Below are 17,554 nucleotides of genomic sequence, written 5' to 3'. Positions count from 1 at the left end.
TTATTAGCCCTCAGATTTCTCATCATCTGGTCTGAAACCCATATTCCATCGAACATCTTCAGGTTTCGTCAGCAATGCGTTGTCACTGCGTTCTGCTTCCAGTAGATTCTTTTTGGAATTTTCCCTTGCAGTGGCAAAGTCGAACGCGTTGTCATACCAGGCATCAACGATCATTTTTGTGTATTCAAGATCATTCACTCTGCAGCCAAGCCCAATCACCTGCGCATTGTTACTGAGTCTTGCTCGCCTGGCCGAGTACGGGTTGGTGACGGCAACAGCACGAATCCCCCAGTGCTTATTTATCTGGCAAGTAAAGCCAATTCCGGTTCCGCAAATGTAGATACCAAGGCGGCATTCGTCCCGCTGAATAACACCTGCCATTTCATCCGCAAGACGAGCGAAGTTGTTGAAACCGTCTTCTTTTCGTTTAACGGGATCGTACACGACCTCGGCATTTTTCTCTTCTTCGAGGTATTTTTTAATCTCCTCCTTACGATCAAATCCCACATCATCACATGCGATTGCAATTTTCGTTTTCATCTCATCTAACCTGTCATAAAGAACTTAAGCCAAGTATGCGGTTGGTAAATATTGGTTGCCAACTGAGATCTAAATCACAAAATTTATAAAGTATTGATTTAATTGAATTTAAAAACCAATAAAAACAAACAAAAGCTAATTTTAACCAATGCTTCAGTGTTGCTCAGGAAAATGGGATTTACAGATTGTAGCGTTGAAAATTGATGGGTTTTTAATTAATTTATTGTTTTTTATTAAAGCCTTACTGTCGTTCTCAGAAACGACGGTTCCCAGACCCAGTGCTATTTTTCCTCCCCTTATGTTTGTTTTAGTTTGCATCTTCTGTGCTATGATTCGCTTCATTGCATTGAGCTGAAAGGTTATAGGGGGAAGGATGTACCTGGTTGAAGAAAGGAGAAAATTGATCCTGGAAGAGATTATTTCGGCGGGTACCGTGTACGTGAGCGACTTGGCCAAAAAGTATGAAGTCACTTATGAAACCATCCGCAAAGATCTCACTTCTCTTGAAAAAAAAGGGCTGCTGGTTAAAAGCCATGGAGGGGCAACCTTAAAGCAGGGGGCTGTCGAGCATCCTTTCCAGGTCAGGGAAAAAGAAAACAGTACCTTCAAACAAGCTATAGCCAGGAAAGCGCTGGACTTTATTCCCCCCAATAGCTCAATGATCATTGGTACAGGGAGCTCTAACTATGAACTGGCCAATCTGTTGTGCATGAAATCTGGCTTTAAAATTTTTACCGATTCTCTCCCGGTGGCCAGCGTGCTGATCGAGTCAGATAACCAGGTCTTTCTGTTCGGCGGAGAACTGAGGAAGAAAAGCTCTTCTGTCTTTGGCGGGTGGGCTGTGTCAATGATTAATGATATTAACGTCGATCTCTGCTTTATCGGTACCGACGGCTTCAACAATATGACGGGCCCGTCCACTCCATCCTCTTCGGATGCCTTTCTTGATCGAACGATCATTGCCCATTCCGAGAAGAAATATATCTTAGGCGATTACACTAAGTTCCAGCGAAGCAGCTTGTTTAAGATCTGCGACTGGTCTGAGATTACCGCGCTGATCACTAATGATATTGCTGATAAAGACGGTATTGCCGAGGTTGCGAAGCATACGACAGTAATAACCTGCTGATTTTTAATCCAATAACTCCATTAACGGTACATAGCATGTGCCGTTGTCCCGCAGAAACAACATCAACCTGACGCTCTGCTCATAAGAGCATTTTGCGTATCGCTATCTTAAAAGTCTCTCCAGCATAAAGTGAGTTAATGAAATCCGATAAATATCATTAACTTACATGTTTTCCCCGGATTATCTCTCGCCAATTAATGCTCACATGAGCGCATCTTATTATGCGCTTATGTGATTTATTGTGATCAAGATATAACTTTTGCAAGCTCCCTATTTTAGCAAATCACCGATGTGCTATAACTGCTCATGTGATTAGTTAAGCGCTCACATGAGCATTTGATAAGGTGAGGAGAAAAAAGTGGGTACAATTTCTATCAGTGTCGCGGATGGGGCGGCATACAAAACGTATGATGAAGTGCTGGAGCACATTCACAAGAAACATCAGGCCGAGGGGATCGTCAAAGAGACTTACCTCCAGGCACTGCGTGAACGTGAAGCTGATTACCCAACCGGGATTTTACTTGATGGCTATGCTGTCGCCATTCCACATTGCGATAGCCAGCACGCCGTCAGCCCGGCGATATATATCATCCGTTTGCCAGAAGAAATTGAAGTTAATCAGGCAGATGGCGATGAAAAATTATGGGTTCGCCTGGTTGTCAACCTGGTTGTTACTCAACCTGCAGATCAACTGCAATTGTTGAAGGCGCTGTTTAACCATCTTCAGCTAACTGATTTTTACCACCAGATGCTGGAGCTTCCTGCTGAAGAAGCACAGGCATTGTTTATTAACACGATAATTAAATAACAATTACCCGGAGATTTTACCATGATTACTATCCTCGTAGCCTGCGGAAGCGGTGTAGCAACCTCCACACTAGCCGCTGATGAAGTTAAATCGGTTTGTGCTGAATACGGCATTGCCAACGTTAAGATTAATAAATGCAGTATGTCCGAACTGGCCTCTGAAATGCAAAGCGCTGATGTTGTCCTGACAACGAATAATTATAAAGGCGATATTGGTAAGCCGCACATGAGTGTCGCAGGTTTTATTACCGGTATTAACGAAGCCGCGTTGCGTCAAAAATTAGGCGAACTGTTAAGCGAAATTTCCAAAGGCTAAAGTCTGAAAAAGACGGGGGATGGTTAAATGGAAATGTTAAAAAGCATCATGTTTACTATTACAAGCATGGGCGCTACAGCAATATTGCCGCTTGTTATTTTCCTTTTAGGTCTGGTTTTTCGAATGAAAATTGGTGCTGCCATTAAATCTGGCATCACTGTCGGTATCGGTTTCATTGGTCTGGGACTGGTTGTTGGGTTGCTAAACACAGCCCTGCAGCCAGCAATTGCATATTACTCAAAAATTGGCAGCGGATTCACCGTGGCTGATATTGGATGGCCTGCCGTTGGCGCAGCTGCGTGGGTTGCCCCGTTTGCCGCAATGGTTATTCCTATTGGCATTATCCTGAACCTGATCCTGGTTCGTCTGAAGCTTACCAAAACTCTCAATGTGGACATCTGGAACTACATGCATTTCCTTGTTCCGGGGGCGCTTGCGTATTTCGTCTTTGACAGCTTTTTCCTTGGGCTGGGTGTCGCCGTGGCTCTTAGCGTAGCCGCGCTGTTTATTGGCGATCTTATTGCGCCAAGATGGCAGAAATACTACGGCCTGGAGGGAACGACCTGTACCACGATGATCCACATCGGATGGACACTTCCATTTGCATGGGTTGTTAACAAAATTATCGATTTCATTCCAGGTTTAAACAAGCTGGATGTGGATTTAGAGAGCGTTCAGAAGCGACTGGGTGTATTCGGTGAACCCGCAATCATCGGCGTGATTGTCGGTTGTCTCCTGGGATTGTTAACCAAACAACCTATTACAACCATCGTGCCAATGGCGATGGGCGTGGCTGGCGTCATGGTGCTGTTGCCAAAAGTGGTTGGGGTCCTTATGGAAGGGCTTAACCCGATAGGTAAGAGCGCTAAAGAAATCATGCAAAAGCAGATGGGTAAAGATGCGGAACTGAATATCGGGATGGACTGTGCCCTGGCGCTTGGCGACCCAGCGACGGTTACCGTCACCGTTATTACCATCCCTCTGACAATGCTTTGTGCGCTGGTTTTACCGGGTATTCAGATATTCCCAATCGGCGTGCTGATGTCAATTATCTACATGACGACCATGACGGTCATGGTCAGTAACGGCAACGTTATTCGCTCGATTATCTCAACCTTACTGTTCTGCGTGGTGGTTATGTATCTGGGGGGATATGTCGCGCCCGGTGCAACTCAGTTCCTGAGCGGTGCTGGCGTCGGCCTGAATGGTCTGGGTACGGACTTCGTATTAACCGGCCCTTGGGAGATTCTCACCTACTGGTTGAGCACGGTTACCCATTAATTTACGGAGTTGACTAAAATGGCACAAATTTTACCATCAATATTTGGTGCAAACATATTACGTTTGCAGGAAGAACTTCAGTTTCTGGAAACGGAAAATACCGAAATTCTGCATGTTGATTTAATGGATGGCACTTACGTAAGTAATATTGCTTTCGGTCCTAATCAAATTGCGGTAATGAAAAAAGCCAGTTCAATGATATTTGATGTACATATGATGCTGGTTAATCCGGAAAGACACGTTGATGATGTTATTAAAACCGGCGCGGAAATGATTTCTGTTCATTATGAATCAACGCCACACGTGCATTATATTATTCAGAAGATCAAAAAAGCGGGGCGCAAAGCTGGCGTAGTACTCAATCCGGGGACGCCGGAACACGTAATTGAATACCTTCTCGATGATATTGATTACATTTTAATTATGACCATTAACCCTGGTCAGCCAGGCCAGACATTTATTGAAAAAAGTCTGGAGAAGATCATAAATACTAAAAAGATGGTTGCCGGACGCAATATTCAGATTGAAGTTGATGGCGGCGTTAATGCTGAAATTGCTAAAAAGGTAAAAGAGGCGGGGGCTGATTTAATTGTTGTTGGCGGTGCATTATTTAATGATGCACCCCGAGAAAGCTATCAGGCATTAAGGGTAGCGATCCAATAGCAGTTTGGTACCAAATAAACCCAGTAACCCTGCACGCTATTATTAGCATTAATTAAATCACCAATTGCCTGAAAGGGGAGTTGTCCTCCCCTTTTTCCTGAGATTTTGAGGAGTATAGTGAAATGAGTAATTTTGAAGGTAAAGTCGCGCTAGTAACCGGTGGGGCACATGGAATCGGTAAAGGTATTGCTCAGCAATTCGCTGACCGTGGGGCTCATACTGTCATTGTCGATTACAATGAAGGAAATGGTAAAAAGACGGCCGAAGAGTTAACTTTCGGTAATGTTAAATCCTTATTCGTTAAAACCGATGTATCCGATCCGAAGGCTCTGGAAAACGTTCGCGAGCAGGTTTTTCAAACCTTCGGACGTATTGATATTTTGGTATTAAACGCGGGCGTGGCGTTTGCTAATAAGGTTAATAACATTACTTTTGAAGAGTGGAATAAAACAATTGCAATTAACCTTACAGGCCTGTTTAACACCGTTAAGGCGTTCTACGACGACTTCACCACTAACCGTGGATCTATCGTTTATATCTCATCTGGCTCCGCGCTTTCCGGCACTGGTGGCGGTGTAAGTTACCCGGCCAGTAAAGCAGGCGGTGAGGGATTGATTCGCGGCCTGGCAAAAGAACTGGGGCCTAAGGGTGTCAATGTTAACGCTATCGCTCCACGCCTGATTGATACCGGTGAAATGATGCGCGTCAATTATCCTACCCAGGCCGATCTTGATGCTGTTCTGGAAAAAATTCCGGTGCGCCGCCTTGGCACCATTGACGATGTGGCTAACCTGGCAATCTTTTTGGCTGATAAAGATAACTCGTACATCCAGGGGCAAACCATTCTGATGGATGGTGGCCGTACCATCGCTTAAAGGGAGGGAATCACATGAGTGTTCAACAAAATACCTTAAATATCCTGAGCGAGCTGCAGCAAAATGCGATGAAAATTGATGATGCCCAGGCAGCCCAATTTGTCGCACAGATTAAAAATGCCAGGCATATCTTTCTGCAGGGCGCGGGTCGTAGCGGCATCGCCATCCGCGGCTTTGCAAACCGTCTTCTCCACCTCGGTTTTTCAGTAAGCGTTGTAGGCGAAATTTCTTCTCCTCATACGAAACCGGGCGACCTGGTCATTATTGGCTCCGGCAGCGGTGAGACCGGCAGTCTTGTGAGCCTGGCGCAGAAGGCCGTAGCCTGCGGCGTGGATGTGGCGCTTGTTACGATGAAAGCCGAGTCCACAATCGGCAAACTGGCCAAAAGCACGCTTGTGTTGCCTGGCACCGTAAAAGAAGACAACGATCGTGAAGACGGTGCTTTTTCCCAACCCATGGGATCGGCTTTTGAGCAGCTCTGCTTTATCGCTTATGACGCAATCGTGCTTGAGCTGATGGCCCAGCTCGGCGAAACCAGCGACACGATGTTTAAGAGACACGCTGACCTTGAGTAATCGCCAGGAAGCGTCCATTTAACGGGACGTCTTAAGTTTTGATAGGCCCGGTAAGCGCAGCGCTGCCGGGCAAGGGTTGTCTAATTAGTCGATAAACGTCGGGTGAAGGCATTGCCTTACCCGACCAATAACCCGTCGTTTTTTTAATTTTTCGGGAACACCCAAACATGCTTCTCAGGCAGCGAAAGATGGCAGTGCTGCGGATCCCGAACCTCATGCCCATACGCACGAATGACAAAATCATCCCCCACTGTGCGGAATAGGTACTCCCACCGGTCGCCGAGATACATGCTGGTGAGCAGCGGCAGCTTAAGCTGATTCTCCCCAGGCCCCTCGACCACCGCCACGCGCTCGACGCGGATCACCGCCGTGGCTTCTTCACCGCTCTGTACCCCTTCACCGGCCTGGCCCCACAGCACCCAGCCTTTTCCTTCGATACGCGCTTTGCCGTCGCGCACTTCGGTGACCTTGCCGTGCAGGCGGTTGTTGCTGCCCATAAACTCGGCGGTAAACAGCGTTTTCGGCGAGCCGTACATCTCCTGCGGCGTGCCCTGTTGCTCAATTTTGCCGTTGTTGAGCAGCAGGATGCGGTCGGAAATGGACATCGCTTCGTTCTGGTCGTGCGTCACCATCAGCGCGGATAACCCGAGCTTGATAATCAGCTCGCGCAGGAACACGCGGGCCTCTTCGCGCAGCTTGGCGTCGAGGTTAGAGAGCGGTTCGTCCAGCAAAATCACCGGCGGGTTGTATACCAGCGCACGGCCAATCGCCACGCGCTGCTGCTGCCCACCGGAGAGCTGGTGCGGGTGACGTTTACCAAGATGGCCCAGACCCAGCTGGTCCAGCACGCCCTGCACGCGCTGCTGGATCTCTTTGGCCGGAACTTTGCGCAGCTTGAGAGGATAGGCCACGTTCTCAAACACGGTCTTGTGCGGCCACAGGGCGTAGGACTGAAACACCAGCCCCAGGTTACGCTCTTCCGCCGGGATCTCGCTGCGCGGCGTGCCGTCGTAAACTTTATTGTTGCCAATGACAATCGACCCCTGCGTCGGTTTTTCCAGACCCGCGACGGCGCGCAGCAGGGTGGTTTTACCGCTGCCGGAGGGGCCTAACAGGGAGACCACTTCGCCGCGCTTCAGGTTCATGGAGACACCTTTTAAAACAGGATTGTCGCCGTAGGTTAAGTGCAGATCGTCAACCGCTAATTCAATCATGTATTTTCACTCCGAAACGAAGGGCAATGCCCAGACCTACCACGACCAGCAGGATGTTAATGAAAGAGAGCGCCGCCACGATATCGATGGCACCCGCGGCCCAGAGGGAAACCAGCATCGAGCCGATGGTCTCCGTGCCGGGTGAAAGCAGGTACACACCCGTTGAGTATTCGCGCTCAAAGATCAGGAACATCAGCAGCCACGAACCGATAAGACCGTAGCGGGAGAGCGGGATGGTGACGTGGCGGGTGATCTGCCCGCGCGTCGCCCCGGTGCTGCGCGCCGCTTCTTCAAGCTCCGGCCCCACCTGCAGCAGCGTGGAAGAGATAAGCCTCAGCCCGTAAGCCATCCACACCACGGTATAGGCCAGCCAGACGCTGAAAATGGTGCTGCGCAGCGAACGCAGCCAGACGATGACGTTTTCGCGCATCCAGTCGGTCCAGGCGAACCCGGAAAGCCAGCCGGATTTCAGGGAGTTATCCAGCCACATCGGCAGGAACAGGAACACCCACAGGAACGCCAGACCCGCCAGCAGGCCAGGCACGGCGCGCGGCACCAGCACGCTGTAGTCCAGGAAACGCGTGGTGTTATCCGGCTTGCGGTGCATGGCAATGCCGACAAACAGGTAGCACACCACGGCCAGCGCGCCGCCAATCACGCCAATCGCCATGGAGTTAACGATGGCGCGCAGCAGGTTGGGCTGCGCCCAGATGGTGCGGAAGGTGTTCAGAGAAAGCTCGTCCCACAGCGAAACGCCCACGCCCCAGTTGGAGATAAACGCGCGTAATACCACGCCGAGCAGCGGAACGCCGATGGTGACGGTGAGCCAGAAGGCAATCACGCCGCCAGCCACCCAGCGCCATTTACCCAGGGGTAGCGCGCGGGCCTGCGAGGCCTTGCCCTTCATGGTGACGAAGCGGTTGGCGGTACGCATCAGGCGACGCTGGAGCATCACCAGCGGGATGGTGATGCAGATCAGCACCACGGCAACCGCTGCCATCAGGTTATAGGATGGGGTGCCCATCTTGTTCGTCAGCTTATAGAGATAGGTCGCCAGCACCATGTTGCCTTCCGGGTCGCCGAGTACCAGCATCAGGCCAAACACTTCCAGCCCGAGGAAGAACAGCAGCACGGTGGCGTACAGAATGGACGGGCGCACCATCGGCAGGCTGACGGAGGTCATCACCTGCCAGGGCGACGCCCCCGCGGTGCGCGCGGCTTCTTCCACATCGGAGCCCACGCTGCGCAGCGCTGACGAGATATACAGATAGGCGTGCGGGACGTGCGTCAGGCCGGCGATGACCACAATGCTCGACATGTCGTAGATATTCCACGGCACAAAGCCAATCAGCGCCTGAGCCCACTGGGAGAGAAAGCCCACCGGACCGGCGGCTACCACGTAGCCGAAGCCCAGCACCATCGGTGAAACGAAAATCGGGACCAGGATCAGCGGCTCAATCAACCGGCGACCGGGCAGGTCGGTACGCACCATCAGGAACGCCAGCACGCCGCCCAGCGGAATGGAGATAAAGACCAGCCCGAAAGCAAGAATAAAGCCGCTTTTCAGGGCCTTATAAAAATCAGGGTCGGTGAAAATAAATTCAAATGATTCAAAGCTCCACTCTTTTGACGGCGAAAAGAACGGGGCGGACAGGAAGCTCTGTATCACGATAAACGACAGCGGCGTGTAGATAACCAGGGCGGTTATCAGCACGACGATGCCTCGCGGCAGGCTTTGCCACTTTCTGCGTAATGTATTCATGGGGTATCCCTGGTGTTGCAGCCCAGAAAAACGAACTCAGTCGATAAGGGAGCGCGGCGGCCTGCGCCGCGCTCAGACGCTTATTTACCGGCGGCGGTACGCCACTCTTTGATGTACTCCAGGCGTTTTTTCGGCTGCAGGTATTCCAGCAGCGTTTCATCAACCGGAATTGGCTTCAGCGCGTTGCCGAGGATTTTGGTCAGGCCGTCGATATCATTTTTCCCTTCGATATCGTTACGAATGGAGGGAATATCCGCCTGATTGGCCAGAATGTTTTGCCCTTGTTCAGACAGCACATAGTCCAGCCACAGCTTCGCGGCGTTGCCGTTTTGCGCCTGCTGGCTGATGAACGACACGCGCGACAGCACCAGGGTGTAATCTTTTGGATAGGAAATGCCGAGCGACGGATCGTTCTTCGCACGCGCTTCCGCGTAGGAGCCAAGGATGTTGAAGCCGATCAGGTTTTCACCGGAGGAGACGCGCTCCATCATGGTGCCGGTAGATGACTGCACCGATAAGCCGCCTTTGGCGACGTCGGCCAGGGTCTTAAAGTAGTTAGGATCGGCGTTGTGATCCTGAACCGAGAGCATAAAGCCCAGGCCCGATTTTTCGATGTCGTAGGTGGTGACTTTGCTCTTGAATTTGTCCGTCTGGCTGGCAATCAGCTTCGCCAGTGCGGCGTGAGAGTCCGGCACGTCGCCGGCCGGGATCAGACGCTTGTTGTAGATAAAGACCACCGGCTCATAGGTAGTGCCGTAAGCCTTATCCTTCCAGACCGCCCATTTCGGCAGCTGGCCTTGCTCCGGAGATTTATACTCCATGGCGTAGTCGGTGGCGAGCTTCAGCCCGGTGTCCATAGAGGAGCTCCAGACCACGTCGCCGCTCACGCCACCGGAGGCCTGTTCGCTGATGAAACGGTTGTACAACTCGGTGCTGTTCATGTCGTTGTATTCAACTTTAATGCCCGGGTAGGTTTTTTCGAAGCCCTGGATCAGCGGCCCGGCGGCTTTGATGTCGGTGGTCGAGTAAATAACAACCTTGCCCTCTTTCGTTGCGGCATCAACAACTTTTTGATACTCAGCAGGATAGCCCTGCGGCAGGGCAGACAGTGCAGAAGCAGAGAACAGTACGGTAGCGGTAAGCAGAGAAATTCGGAACGTGTTCGACATTATAGTTAACCTTTTAGTTACATTTGAGGAACTAATTGTCAACATAGCGTATCGGGCTCCACCCACAATAGGGGGGAGCGGGTAATGATTCCGAAGTGTGATTGTCGCCGTCGTTTCAGCAATTAACACCATAAAATCCACGAACGTTAGCTTACGAACGGTTCTGGATTACGGTTTCTCGGGCGCTTTGCGGTATAACCTTCGCGGATGGCCGATATTGCCATACAGCATTTCGACGCTGATTAACCCGCTCTCCACGCAGTATTCAAGGTAGCGACGTCCCGTGGTTTTGCTGATCCCCACGTTATCCACCACCTCTTCAACCGACATCGCGTTGTCGGGATGCTCGGCGAACAGGCGTTTAATCCGTTCCAGCGTCTGGGGCTCAATGCCCTTCGTAGACGGGGTAATGGAGGCTTCCGCAGCAGGCAGATTAAACAGGCGATCCAGCGCATGCTGGTCGACCACCTTCACCTGCTGCACGGTGTGGATGAAGCGCATAAAGCGCTCCAGCGAGGCGTGCAGGCGCTGGAAAAAGACGGGCTTAATCAGGTAGTCAAACGCGCCGCTGCGCATGGTGTGGCTGCAGGTCTGCATATCGCTGGCGGCGGTGATGAAGATCACCGAGCACTCATAGCTTTTCAGCAGCGGGTTATCGATGAGCTCCACGCCTTTACCGTCCGGGAGATAGTTGTCCAGCAGGATAAGCCGCGGCTGATGCTGACGAATCAGGCTGCACGCCTGCTCAATCGACGCGGCGATGCCCACCACGCGCAAATGAAAATTTTGCTCGATATACTCGCGATGCAGCTCCGCCAGGTGCGGCTCATCCTCAACGATCACAACGTCAAGTGGTCGGGTCATGCTATTGCCCATTCGGAATAAACACGGAAAAAATAGTGCCCTGCGGCGTGTTGTCGGCTATCTCAATACTGCCGCCGGCCTTGTCGATATATCCTGCCACCAGAAACAGGCCAATACCGTGCTCGGTACCCACAATGTCGTTTTCGCTGTCCGGTTTGCTGCTAAACCCCTGGCGGAAAATATGCGGCTTCATCGCATCGTCCACCCCGCAGCCCCGGTCGGCTACCTCGATCAGCAGCTCCTGGTTACGGTCAGAAATATAGAGTTCTACCGGCGCGTGGACCGGCGCGTTGAGGGTCGCCTCCACGGCGTTATCCAGCAGATTACCAATAATGGACATCAGCTCCGTTTCACTCAGCGCGGCAGGCATGCGGGTGAGCTGGCAGGCGGGATCAAACAGCAGCTCGATGCCTTTTTCGCGCGCGCTGACGTATTTTCCGAGCAGCAGCCCGCACAGCGCCGGAGAGACAAAATGGGCGGAGACAAAATCCAGCACGCGCTGCGCGCCTTCTGACTGCACCTGGATGTAGCGGATCGCCTCGTCATAGTGTTTCATCTGCAGCAACCCGACCAGCGTGGCGGTCCAGTTCAGCTGTTCGTGGCGCATAATGCGCAGGTTATCCGCATAGCGTTTGATCTGACTAAGCTGGCTGCTGAGCGTGTTAATGTCATTTTTGTCGCGAAAGCTGTACACCCAGCCGCTTTCAACGCCCGTTTCGACCTCAATCGCTACGCGGTTGACGATCACCTCCCGCTGGTTCAGCACCGCAATCTGGTCGTGGCTCCCGCTGCTCACCGAGGCGTAGCGCTGGGATAAAAAGCCCGGCGACGTTTGCAAAATGTTTTCCAGCGGTTTACCGATAAGTTCTTTCTCACTTTGCCGAATATCCAGCATTTCTCGTGCCGCGCGGTTAATTAAAATCAGCTGCTTCTCACCGTTGACGGCAAATACCCCTTCGTACATGGCTTCTAATAGCGCGCGCTGCTGTAACACCAGCTGAGCGATATCTTTTGGCTCCAGTCGGAACATCTGTTTTTTGAGGTTGCGGGTAAACAGCCAGGAGAAAATAAACAGCAGGAGCAGAAGCGCAGCGCCGTACAACCCCGACTGCCAGAGAATGCGGGCGTTAATGTTGGCAATATACGAGGTCAGATAGCCGACCGAGACAATGCCAATCACCTGATGCTGCGCGTTGAAGATGGGGGCTTTGCTGCGTAGCGACACGCCAATCCCGCCCTGACGCACGGAAATAATGGTTTTACCCTTTAACACCTCCGCATTATCCCCGCCGATCATCGGTAAATTAATACGCTCCGGAGATTCCGAATGATAAAGGTGCTGTTCCTCGGTATCGCCAATCACAATGTAGCTGGCATCGCTTTCGGCGCGCAGCGGCTGAATTAATCGGGCGATGCCGGGGATATCTCTGGCTGCAACCATAGCCGCCAGACCCGGCATCAGCGCGATCTGGCTGGCCTGAACCCGGGCGCGCTGGCCGAGATCGTGATGGAGCTGTCGGTCAATAAAATGAAACAGGATTGTTCCCAGCAGAACTAACAGCAGGCAGGAGAAGCACACCAGCGCTAAAAACAGCTTTACCTGAAAAGAGAGTCTGCGTTTCATTCAACCTGCGGAAGTTATGCAAAAGTGACATTTGCCGAGCCTGACATGTGCCAATAGCGGACGCAATCTGGCGAGAAAAGAGTTGTGACCTGGCTTTTCGTTTTCGGCGTTATAGCCATCAGGATCCCGTAAGGCTATGCTTCATTCAGCACGATAATAATTACAGAGGCAATGTCATGGATAAAGAACTACTGGATGCGGGTTACCGGGCCTATACCGGCGAGAAAATTGACGTTTACTTCAATACCGGGATCTGCAAACACTCAGGTAACTGCGTGCGTGGGAGCGCAAAGCTGTTTAATCTGAAACGTAAACCGTGGATCGTTCCCGATGAAGTGGACGTTGAAACGGTTGTCCGCGTGATTGATACCTGCCCGAGCGGTGCGCTGAAGTATCGCCAAAAATAAGCGAGGAACCATGGATATTCTGGAAGGCCATAACAAGTTTTACGTGAATGATGCGAACGGCAACCAGGTCGCGGAGATTGTCTTCGTACCGACCGGCGAGCACCTGAGCATTATCGAGCACACCGACGTGGATGAGAGCCTGAAAGGGCAGGGCGTTGGCAAACAGCTGGTGGCGAAAGTGGTGGAGAAGATGCGCGGTGAGAACCGCAAAATTATTCCCCTGTGCCCGTTCGCGAAGCATGAGTTTGATAAAACGCGGGAATATGACGATATTCGGGCGTAAATAACACCGGCGATGGCCGGTGTTTTTTCATCTCGCCTGCTCAAATAGCAATATCAACGCGATCAGCACCATTATCCCTCCTGATGCCATGCTTACCAGACGCGCCGCCTGCGGCCGGGTCGCCAGTACCGCTTTCGAACCATACCCCACCAGCAGATAGACCAGCGTACAGGTGATAAGGTGCATCACGCCAAGCGCGGACATTTGCATTGCTATCGACCAACTTCCGGTCGGGTCGGTAAACTGCGGAAGCAGCGCCAGGAAAAGTAAAAAAACTTTCGGGTTAAGACCGCTAATACAGAGTCCTTTCACCGCCCACTGCCTCCAGTTTCCCGCATGGTGGGTGGCCTTTTCCGGTGCGGCAGGGTGACGCAACAAGCCTATGCCAAGCCACAGGAGATACAGGGCTCCCGCCACGGTCAACCCGGTTAACGCCAGCGGATGTTGAGCAATCACTACCCCCACGCCAGCCACCACAATCAGCGTGGCTAACATATGCCCGGACATCAACCCCATCACCGCCGGCACCACGCGTCGCCCGTTAATTCCGGCGCTAATGGCGTAGGCCCAGTCGGCGCCTGGCGTCATGATAAGCAGAAAAGAAACCACCCAAAAGCCGGCCACAATACTCATTTCCATCGTCCTGAAGACTCCCGCAGTGCGTCAAAGGTTGAGAAAAAGAATATCGCTAACCCTGCGAAATAGGCTTTCAATGTTATGCTCATAACACCGTGAAATTGAGAAAATCTTCCACATGGATAGCATCGATCGAAAAATTCTTGCTGAGCTACAGTCTGATGGCCGCTTATCCCTGACCGAGCTGGCTGAAAGAGTGAACCTGAGCCTCTCGCCGTGCCATCGTCGCGTGCGGGCGCTGGAGCAAAGCGGGGCCATAACGGGATACCGGGCCAGCCTCGACCCCGCCAAAATGGGATTCAACTTCCTGGCGATAGTGTTTGCGACGCTGAAGGAGGGGGACAGAAAGGCGGTTAGCGCGTTTGAAGCGGCGGTGGAGGAGATCCCGCAGATTGTGCTGGCACAGCGCCTGTTTGGCGATCCCGATTATCTGATGCACGTCGTGACCCGCGACCTTCCCGCTTTCCAGAAGCTCTACGACGAGAAGCTCTCCGCCATGCCGGGCGTGCAGCATCTTCGCTCAACGCTTGTCATGAAAACGGTCGTGCAGGACAGGCCTTTTCCGCTGTAAGCAGCAGGCCAGGACTGAATAGCCTGCCCGGCAGAGCACCGGGCAGGAAAGGGGATTAGCCTACAAACATCACCGACACGCACAGCACGCCGACGATCAGCGTCAGCAGGTTGCCAATGGAGCGGTACTGTTTCAGCGAGGGGATCAGATACGTCGACAGCGTCGGCATGATAAACAGGATCATGGCGATAAGCGGGCCGCTGATGGCGTAAATCATCGAAATGGCGTTCGGGTTAATGCAGCAGACGGCAAAGGTGATTAACGACACCCCCATAATGGAAATTGCGCGGTTAAAGGCGCGGCTTTTCTTCACGCCCACCTGACCCAGCGACGATTTTACAATCTCTGTCGCCCCTTCAATCACCCCAAAATAGGTGCCGAGGAACGATTTTGACATCGCCACGATCGCCACGATAATCCCGGAAATGCCCAGCCATGTCGGTGAGGAAGGCATCATAGACAGCGCCGACAGGATCGTGACCCCTTCCTCTTTCGCCGCCACGATATAAGACGGTGGAATGGACAATAAGCAGCTAAACACGAAGAACAGCACGCTCAGGCAGATAATCAGGTACGCCACCTTCATGATTTTTTTGCATTTACCCATGGCTTCGTCACCGTACTTCTCGCGACGATCGACTGCAAACGTCGAGATAATCGGGGTATGGCTAAAAGCGAAAACCATCACCGGGATCGAAATCCACACCTGATGCAGCGTATGTTGATTGAATGCCATCTGGCTGGTGAGCAGCGACGGCTGCCAGCTTCCGGTCAGGTACAGAGACACAAACAGGAAATAGGCGATCAGCGGGAACACCAGGAATCCCATTACCTTTATCGTAATGTGACGGCCCATCAGGAAGATCATGTTCAGCACCAGCACGACGCCAAAGCTCACCAGCATGCGCACGCCGGTATCGACCGTCATTCGCTTTGCCAGCTGTTCGGTTAATGAGTTCGTTATCGCCACCGCGTAAATCAGCACCACCACAAAGAAGGCGACAAAATAGAGCGTGGTGATCAGATTGCCGATCTTCTTACCGTAGTAGTGGCTTACCGCGCCAGTAATCCCTTCGTTACCTTTGGTTTTGGACGACAGGATAAATTGCGCCAGCGCTTTGTGCGGCCAGTAGGTTAATGGATAGGCCACAAGGGCGGTAATAAGCAGGACAATCGCGCCTGCGGAGCCAAGCTGAATGGGCAAGAACAGCGTTCCTGCGCCCACGGCGGTGCCATAGAGGGCGAAACTCCAGAGAGTCTCTTCTTTTGACCAAATTTTCGACATTAGAGCAACGTATCAACTATAAAACGAACAAAAAGAAGTGCAATTTACCATAATTATGAGGCGAGGACGCAGTTGCTTCGAAAGAGATTGGCCGGAGCAGGCGTCCGGCCAGAAGAGAATTAGTTTGCCAGGGCGCGTCGCTGCTGGCGGCGTTTGATAAATTTTTCGCGCAGGGTGTCATACGCCCAGTTATAGAACATGGTGTACGGCAGGAAGAACAGGAAGAAACCTATTTCCAGAGTGAATGCCTGAAGCAGCGTCACGCCCAGTACGGCGGCAACAATTGATACGCCAATCACAATAAATCCGCATTCAAATCCTAAGGCGTGCAGGGCGCGAACTTTGGCCGTGCGTTTCACGCGCTGAACGGGCCAGAAGCGGTCAAACCCGAAATTATAGATAATGTTCCAGAGCATCGCCGTGGTGGCGAGGATGATGGTTAACCCTCCCATTTCAACCACGGAGCGCTGCATGAGCCAGGCTGTGGTTGGCGCGAGGATGGCGGTGGCAATCCCTTCAAAGCAGACGGCATGGAAGATCCGCTCCGGCAGTTTACGTTGGAGTGCATCCTGATGTTGCATAGTGACCTCATTAATTCGCCGTTATGGGCGTTGATGCGGCCTATTTTTATCGCTAAAGCTGATATATTAAAGATGGTATCCATCGATAAAGTAGATAGCTCATGCGCTATTCCCCCGAAGCTCTCACCGCGTTTGTCGAGACGGTGGCTGCCGGCTCTTTTTCTGCCGCCGCCCGTCGCCTGCGTAAAAGCCAGTCCACGATCAGCACCTCCATTGCCAACCTTGAGGCGGATCTGGGGTTCGATCTTTTTGACCGCTCGGCCCGCCAGCCGGTGTTAACCGCCCAGGGCGAGCAGGTGTTGGGCTATGTGCAGTCGATCCTCGCCGCCAGCGCGCGGCTTGACGAGCTGGCGGTGTCCCTGACGGCGCAAACCGAGGCGCGCCTGACGTTTGTGCTTTCCGACACGCTCAACCCGGACGTGCTCGAAGATCTGATGAAACAGTTCGACCAGCGTTTTCCCCATACGGAATTCGAATGTCTGATTGGTGAAGAAGAGGATGTTATCGACCTGCTCCAAAAGGAGAGGGCGCAGATTGGCCTGACGGAAGCGCGCGACAGCTACCCGACGGATATCGGCGCGACCCGCCTTCCCATGCAGACCCGCATGGCAATCTATGTCTCTGCAGAGCATCCTCTTGCCGGACAACACGAAACAAAAAGCGACGAGCTGCACGGCTGGCGCGAGCTGCGGTTGAGCACCTATCTTGAGCGCGAGACACCGCTTGCCCGAGGGCCCATCTGGTCAGCGCCAAATTACCTGTTACTCTTGAGTATGGCGGTGCAGGGATTTGGCTGGTGCGTGCTGCCGTGCGCATTGGTAGACGAATTCGCCGCCGCAAAATCGCTGGTGCAACTGAACGTCCCCGGCTGGCCTCGCGCGATCGGCATCGATCTGCTGTGGAACAAACGATCGCCCCCAGGCGTCGCCGGAAGTTGGCTGCGGCAGTATTTGCAGGACGCTCGCTAATCCT

At 52.3% G+C, this 17,554-nt stretch carries 20 protein-coding genes; 11 read left to right on the top strand and 9 right to left on the bottom strand.

Translation table 11 applies throughout. From position 1 onward, the window contains the following. Positions 1 to 3: 3 nt before the first annotated feature. Positions 4 to 540 (bottom strand): RpiB/LacA/LacB family sugar-phosphate isomerase, encoded by a 537-nt coding sequence (locus VPX56_RS18395; protein WP_097402162.1) that lies wholly within the window; start codon positions 538 to 540, stop codon positions 4 to 6. Positions 541 to 913: 373 nt separating this feature from the next. Between VPX56_RS18395 and VPX56_RS18390 the strand changes: the two genes are divergently transcribed. The 7 genes from VPX56_RS18390 (at position 914) to hxlB (ending at position 6,186) form a co-directional block, all read left to right on the top strand. Beyond that, on the top strand, positions 914 to 1,669 hold the full coding sequence (locus tag VPX56_RS18390) for a DeoR/GlpR family DNA-binding transcription regulator (protein WP_326468173.1): 756 nt from the start codon (positions 914 to 916) through the stop codon (positions 1,667 to 1,669). A gap of 358 nt (positions 1,670 to 2,027) precedes the next feature. Beyond that, complete coding sequence (gene gatA / locus VPX56_RS18385) at positions 2,028 to 2,477, top strand: PTS galactitol transporter subunit IIA (RefSeq protein ID WP_131633625.1); 450 nt, start codon at positions 2,028 to 2,030, stop codon at positions 2,475 to 2,477. Positions 2,478 to 2,498: 21 nt separating this feature from the next. Then, on the top strand, positions 2,499 to 2,792 hold the full coding sequence (locus VPX56_RS18380) for a PTS sugar transporter subunit IIB (protein WP_131633626.1): 294 nt from the start codon (positions 2,499 to 2,501) through the stop codon (positions 2,790 to 2,792). A gap of 27 nt (positions 2,793 to 2,819) precedes the next feature. Beyond that, positions 2,820 to 4,073, top strand: coding sequence for a PTS transporter subunit IIC (locus VPX56_RS18375; RefSeq protein ID WP_131633627.1), 1,254 nt, complete (start codon positions 2,820 to 2,822; stop codon positions 4,071 to 4,073). Positions 4,074 to 4,091: 18 nt separating this feature from the next. Then, a complete protein-coding gene (gene rpe, locus VPX56_RS18370; protein ID WP_131633628.1) occupies positions 4,092 to 4,736 on the top strand; it encodes a ribulose-phosphate 3-epimerase in 645 nt (214 codons plus the stop codon). 122 nt (positions 4,737 to 4,858) lie between these two features. Then, a complete protein-coding gene (locus VPX56_RS18365; RefSeq protein WP_131633629.1) occupies positions 4,859 to 5,611 on the top strand; it encodes an SDR family NAD(P)-dependent oxidoreductase in 753 nt (250 codons plus the stop codon). Positions 5,612 to 5,625: 14 nt separating this feature from the next. After that, positions 5,626 to 6,186, top strand: coding sequence for a 6-phospho-3-hexuloisomerase (hxlB, locus tag VPX56_RS18360; protein ID WP_131633630.1), 561 nt, complete (start codon positions 5,626 to 5,628; stop codon positions 6,184 to 6,186). A gap of 143 nt (positions 6,187 to 6,329) precedes the next feature. On the opposite strand, the gene VPX56_RS18355 is transcribed toward hxlB, so the two are convergent. The 5 genes from VPX56_RS18355 to VPX56_RS18335 form a co-directional block, all read right to left on the bottom strand. After that, entirely contained in the window at positions 6,330 to 7,400 is a 1,071-nt protein-coding gene (locus VPX56_RS18355) for an ABC transporter ATP-binding protein (protein ID WP_131633631.1), read from the bottom strand. Continuing rightward, positions 7,393 to 9,162 (bottom strand): ABC transporter permease, encoded by a 1,770-nt coding sequence (locus tag VPX56_RS18350; protein ID WP_023309073.1) that lies wholly within the window; start codon positions 9,160 to 9,162, stop codon positions 7,393 to 7,395. Before VPX56_RS18350 ends, VPX56_RS18355 begins: the two co-directional genes overlap by 8 nt. A gap of 80 nt (positions 9,163 to 9,242) precedes the next feature. Beyond that, a complete protein-coding gene (locus VPX56_RS18345; RefSeq protein WP_131633632.1) occupies positions 9,243 to 10,331 on the bottom strand; it encodes an ABC transporter substrate-binding protein in 1,089 nt (362 codons plus the stop codon). A gap of 168 nt (positions 10,332 to 10,499) precedes the next feature. Beyond that, a complete protein-coding gene (locus VPX56_RS18340; protein WP_131633633.1) occupies positions 10,500 to 11,195 on the bottom strand; it encodes a response regulator in 696 nt (231 codons plus the stop codon). A gap of 1 nt (position 11,196) precedes the next feature. Then, entirely contained in the window at positions 11,197 to 12,819 is a 1,623-nt protein-coding gene (locus tag VPX56_RS18335; RefSeq protein WP_326468164.1) for a sensor histidine kinase, read from the bottom strand. A 176-nt stretch (positions 12,820 to 12,995) separates the two neighbouring features. Between VPX56_RS18335 and yjdI the strand changes: the two genes are divergently transcribed. Both yjdI and VPX56_RS18325 read left to right on the top strand, forming a co-directional pair. Then, a complete protein-coding gene (gene yjdI / locus VPX56_RS18330; protein WP_032660181.1) occupies positions 12,996 to 13,226 on the top strand; it encodes a 4Fe-4S mono-cluster protein YjdI in 231 nt (76 codons plus the stop codon). 10 nt (positions 13,227 to 13,236) lie between these two features. Then, positions 13,237 to 13,509, top strand: a complete 273-nt coding sequence (locus VPX56_RS18325) for a GNAT family N-acetyltransferase (RefSeq protein ID WP_008499687.1) — start codon at positions 13,237 to 13,239, stop codon at positions 13,507 to 13,509. A gap of 27 nt (positions 13,510 to 13,536) precedes the next feature. Here VPX56_RS18325 and VPX56_RS18320 read toward each other — a convergent pair whose 3' ends face one another. Then, the gene (locus tag VPX56_RS18320) at positions 13,537 to 14,148 is read right to left on the bottom strand and encodes a LysE family translocator (RefSeq protein ID WP_131633635.1); all 612 of its coding nucleotides are present in this window, start codon (positions 14,146 to 14,148) and stop codon (positions 13,537 to 13,539) included. A 115-nt stretch (positions 14,149 to 14,263) separates the two neighbouring features. On the opposite strand from VPX56_RS18320, the gene VPX56_RS18315 reads away from it, so the two are divergent. Beyond that, on the top strand, positions 14,264 to 14,716 hold the full coding sequence (locus VPX56_RS18315; protein WP_045404629.1) for an Lrp/AsnC family transcriptional regulator: 453 nt from the start codon (positions 14,264 to 14,266) through the stop codon (positions 14,714 to 14,716). Between the two features lie 55 nt (positions 14,717 to 14,771). Here VPX56_RS18315 and VPX56_RS18310 read toward each other — a convergent pair whose 3' ends face one another. Next, the gene (locus tag VPX56_RS18310; RefSeq protein WP_326468159.1) at positions 14,772 to 16,001 is read right to left on the bottom strand and encodes an amino acid permease; all 1,230 of its coding nucleotides are present in this window, start codon (positions 15,999 to 16,001) and stop codon (positions 14,772 to 14,774) included. A gap of 119 nt (positions 16,002 to 16,120) precedes the next feature. After that, positions 16,121 to 16,582 (bottom strand): multidrug/biocide efflux PACE transporter, encoded by a 462-nt coding sequence (locus VPX56_RS18305; RefSeq protein WP_326468157.1) that lies wholly within the window; start codon positions 16,580 to 16,582, stop codon positions 16,121 to 16,123. A 101-nt stretch (positions 16,583 to 16,683) separates the two neighbouring features. On the opposite strand from VPX56_RS18305, the gene VPX56_RS18300 reads away from it, so the two are divergent. Continuing rightward, positions 16,684 to 17,550 (top strand): LysR family transcriptional regulator, encoded by an 867-nt coding sequence (locus VPX56_RS18300; protein ID WP_326468155.1) that lies wholly within the window; start codon positions 16,684 to 16,686, stop codon positions 17,548 to 17,550. Positions 17,551 to 17,554 lie beyond the last annotated feature (4 nt).

Origin of the sequence: Enterobacter wuhouensis, from assembly GCF_035835995.1 — a bacterium.
GTDB lineage: Bacteria > Pseudomonadota > Gammaproteobacteria > Enterobacterales > Enterobacteriaceae > Enterobacter > Enterobacter wuhouensis.
This window is presented reverse-complemented; position numbering and strand designations above follow the sequence as displayed.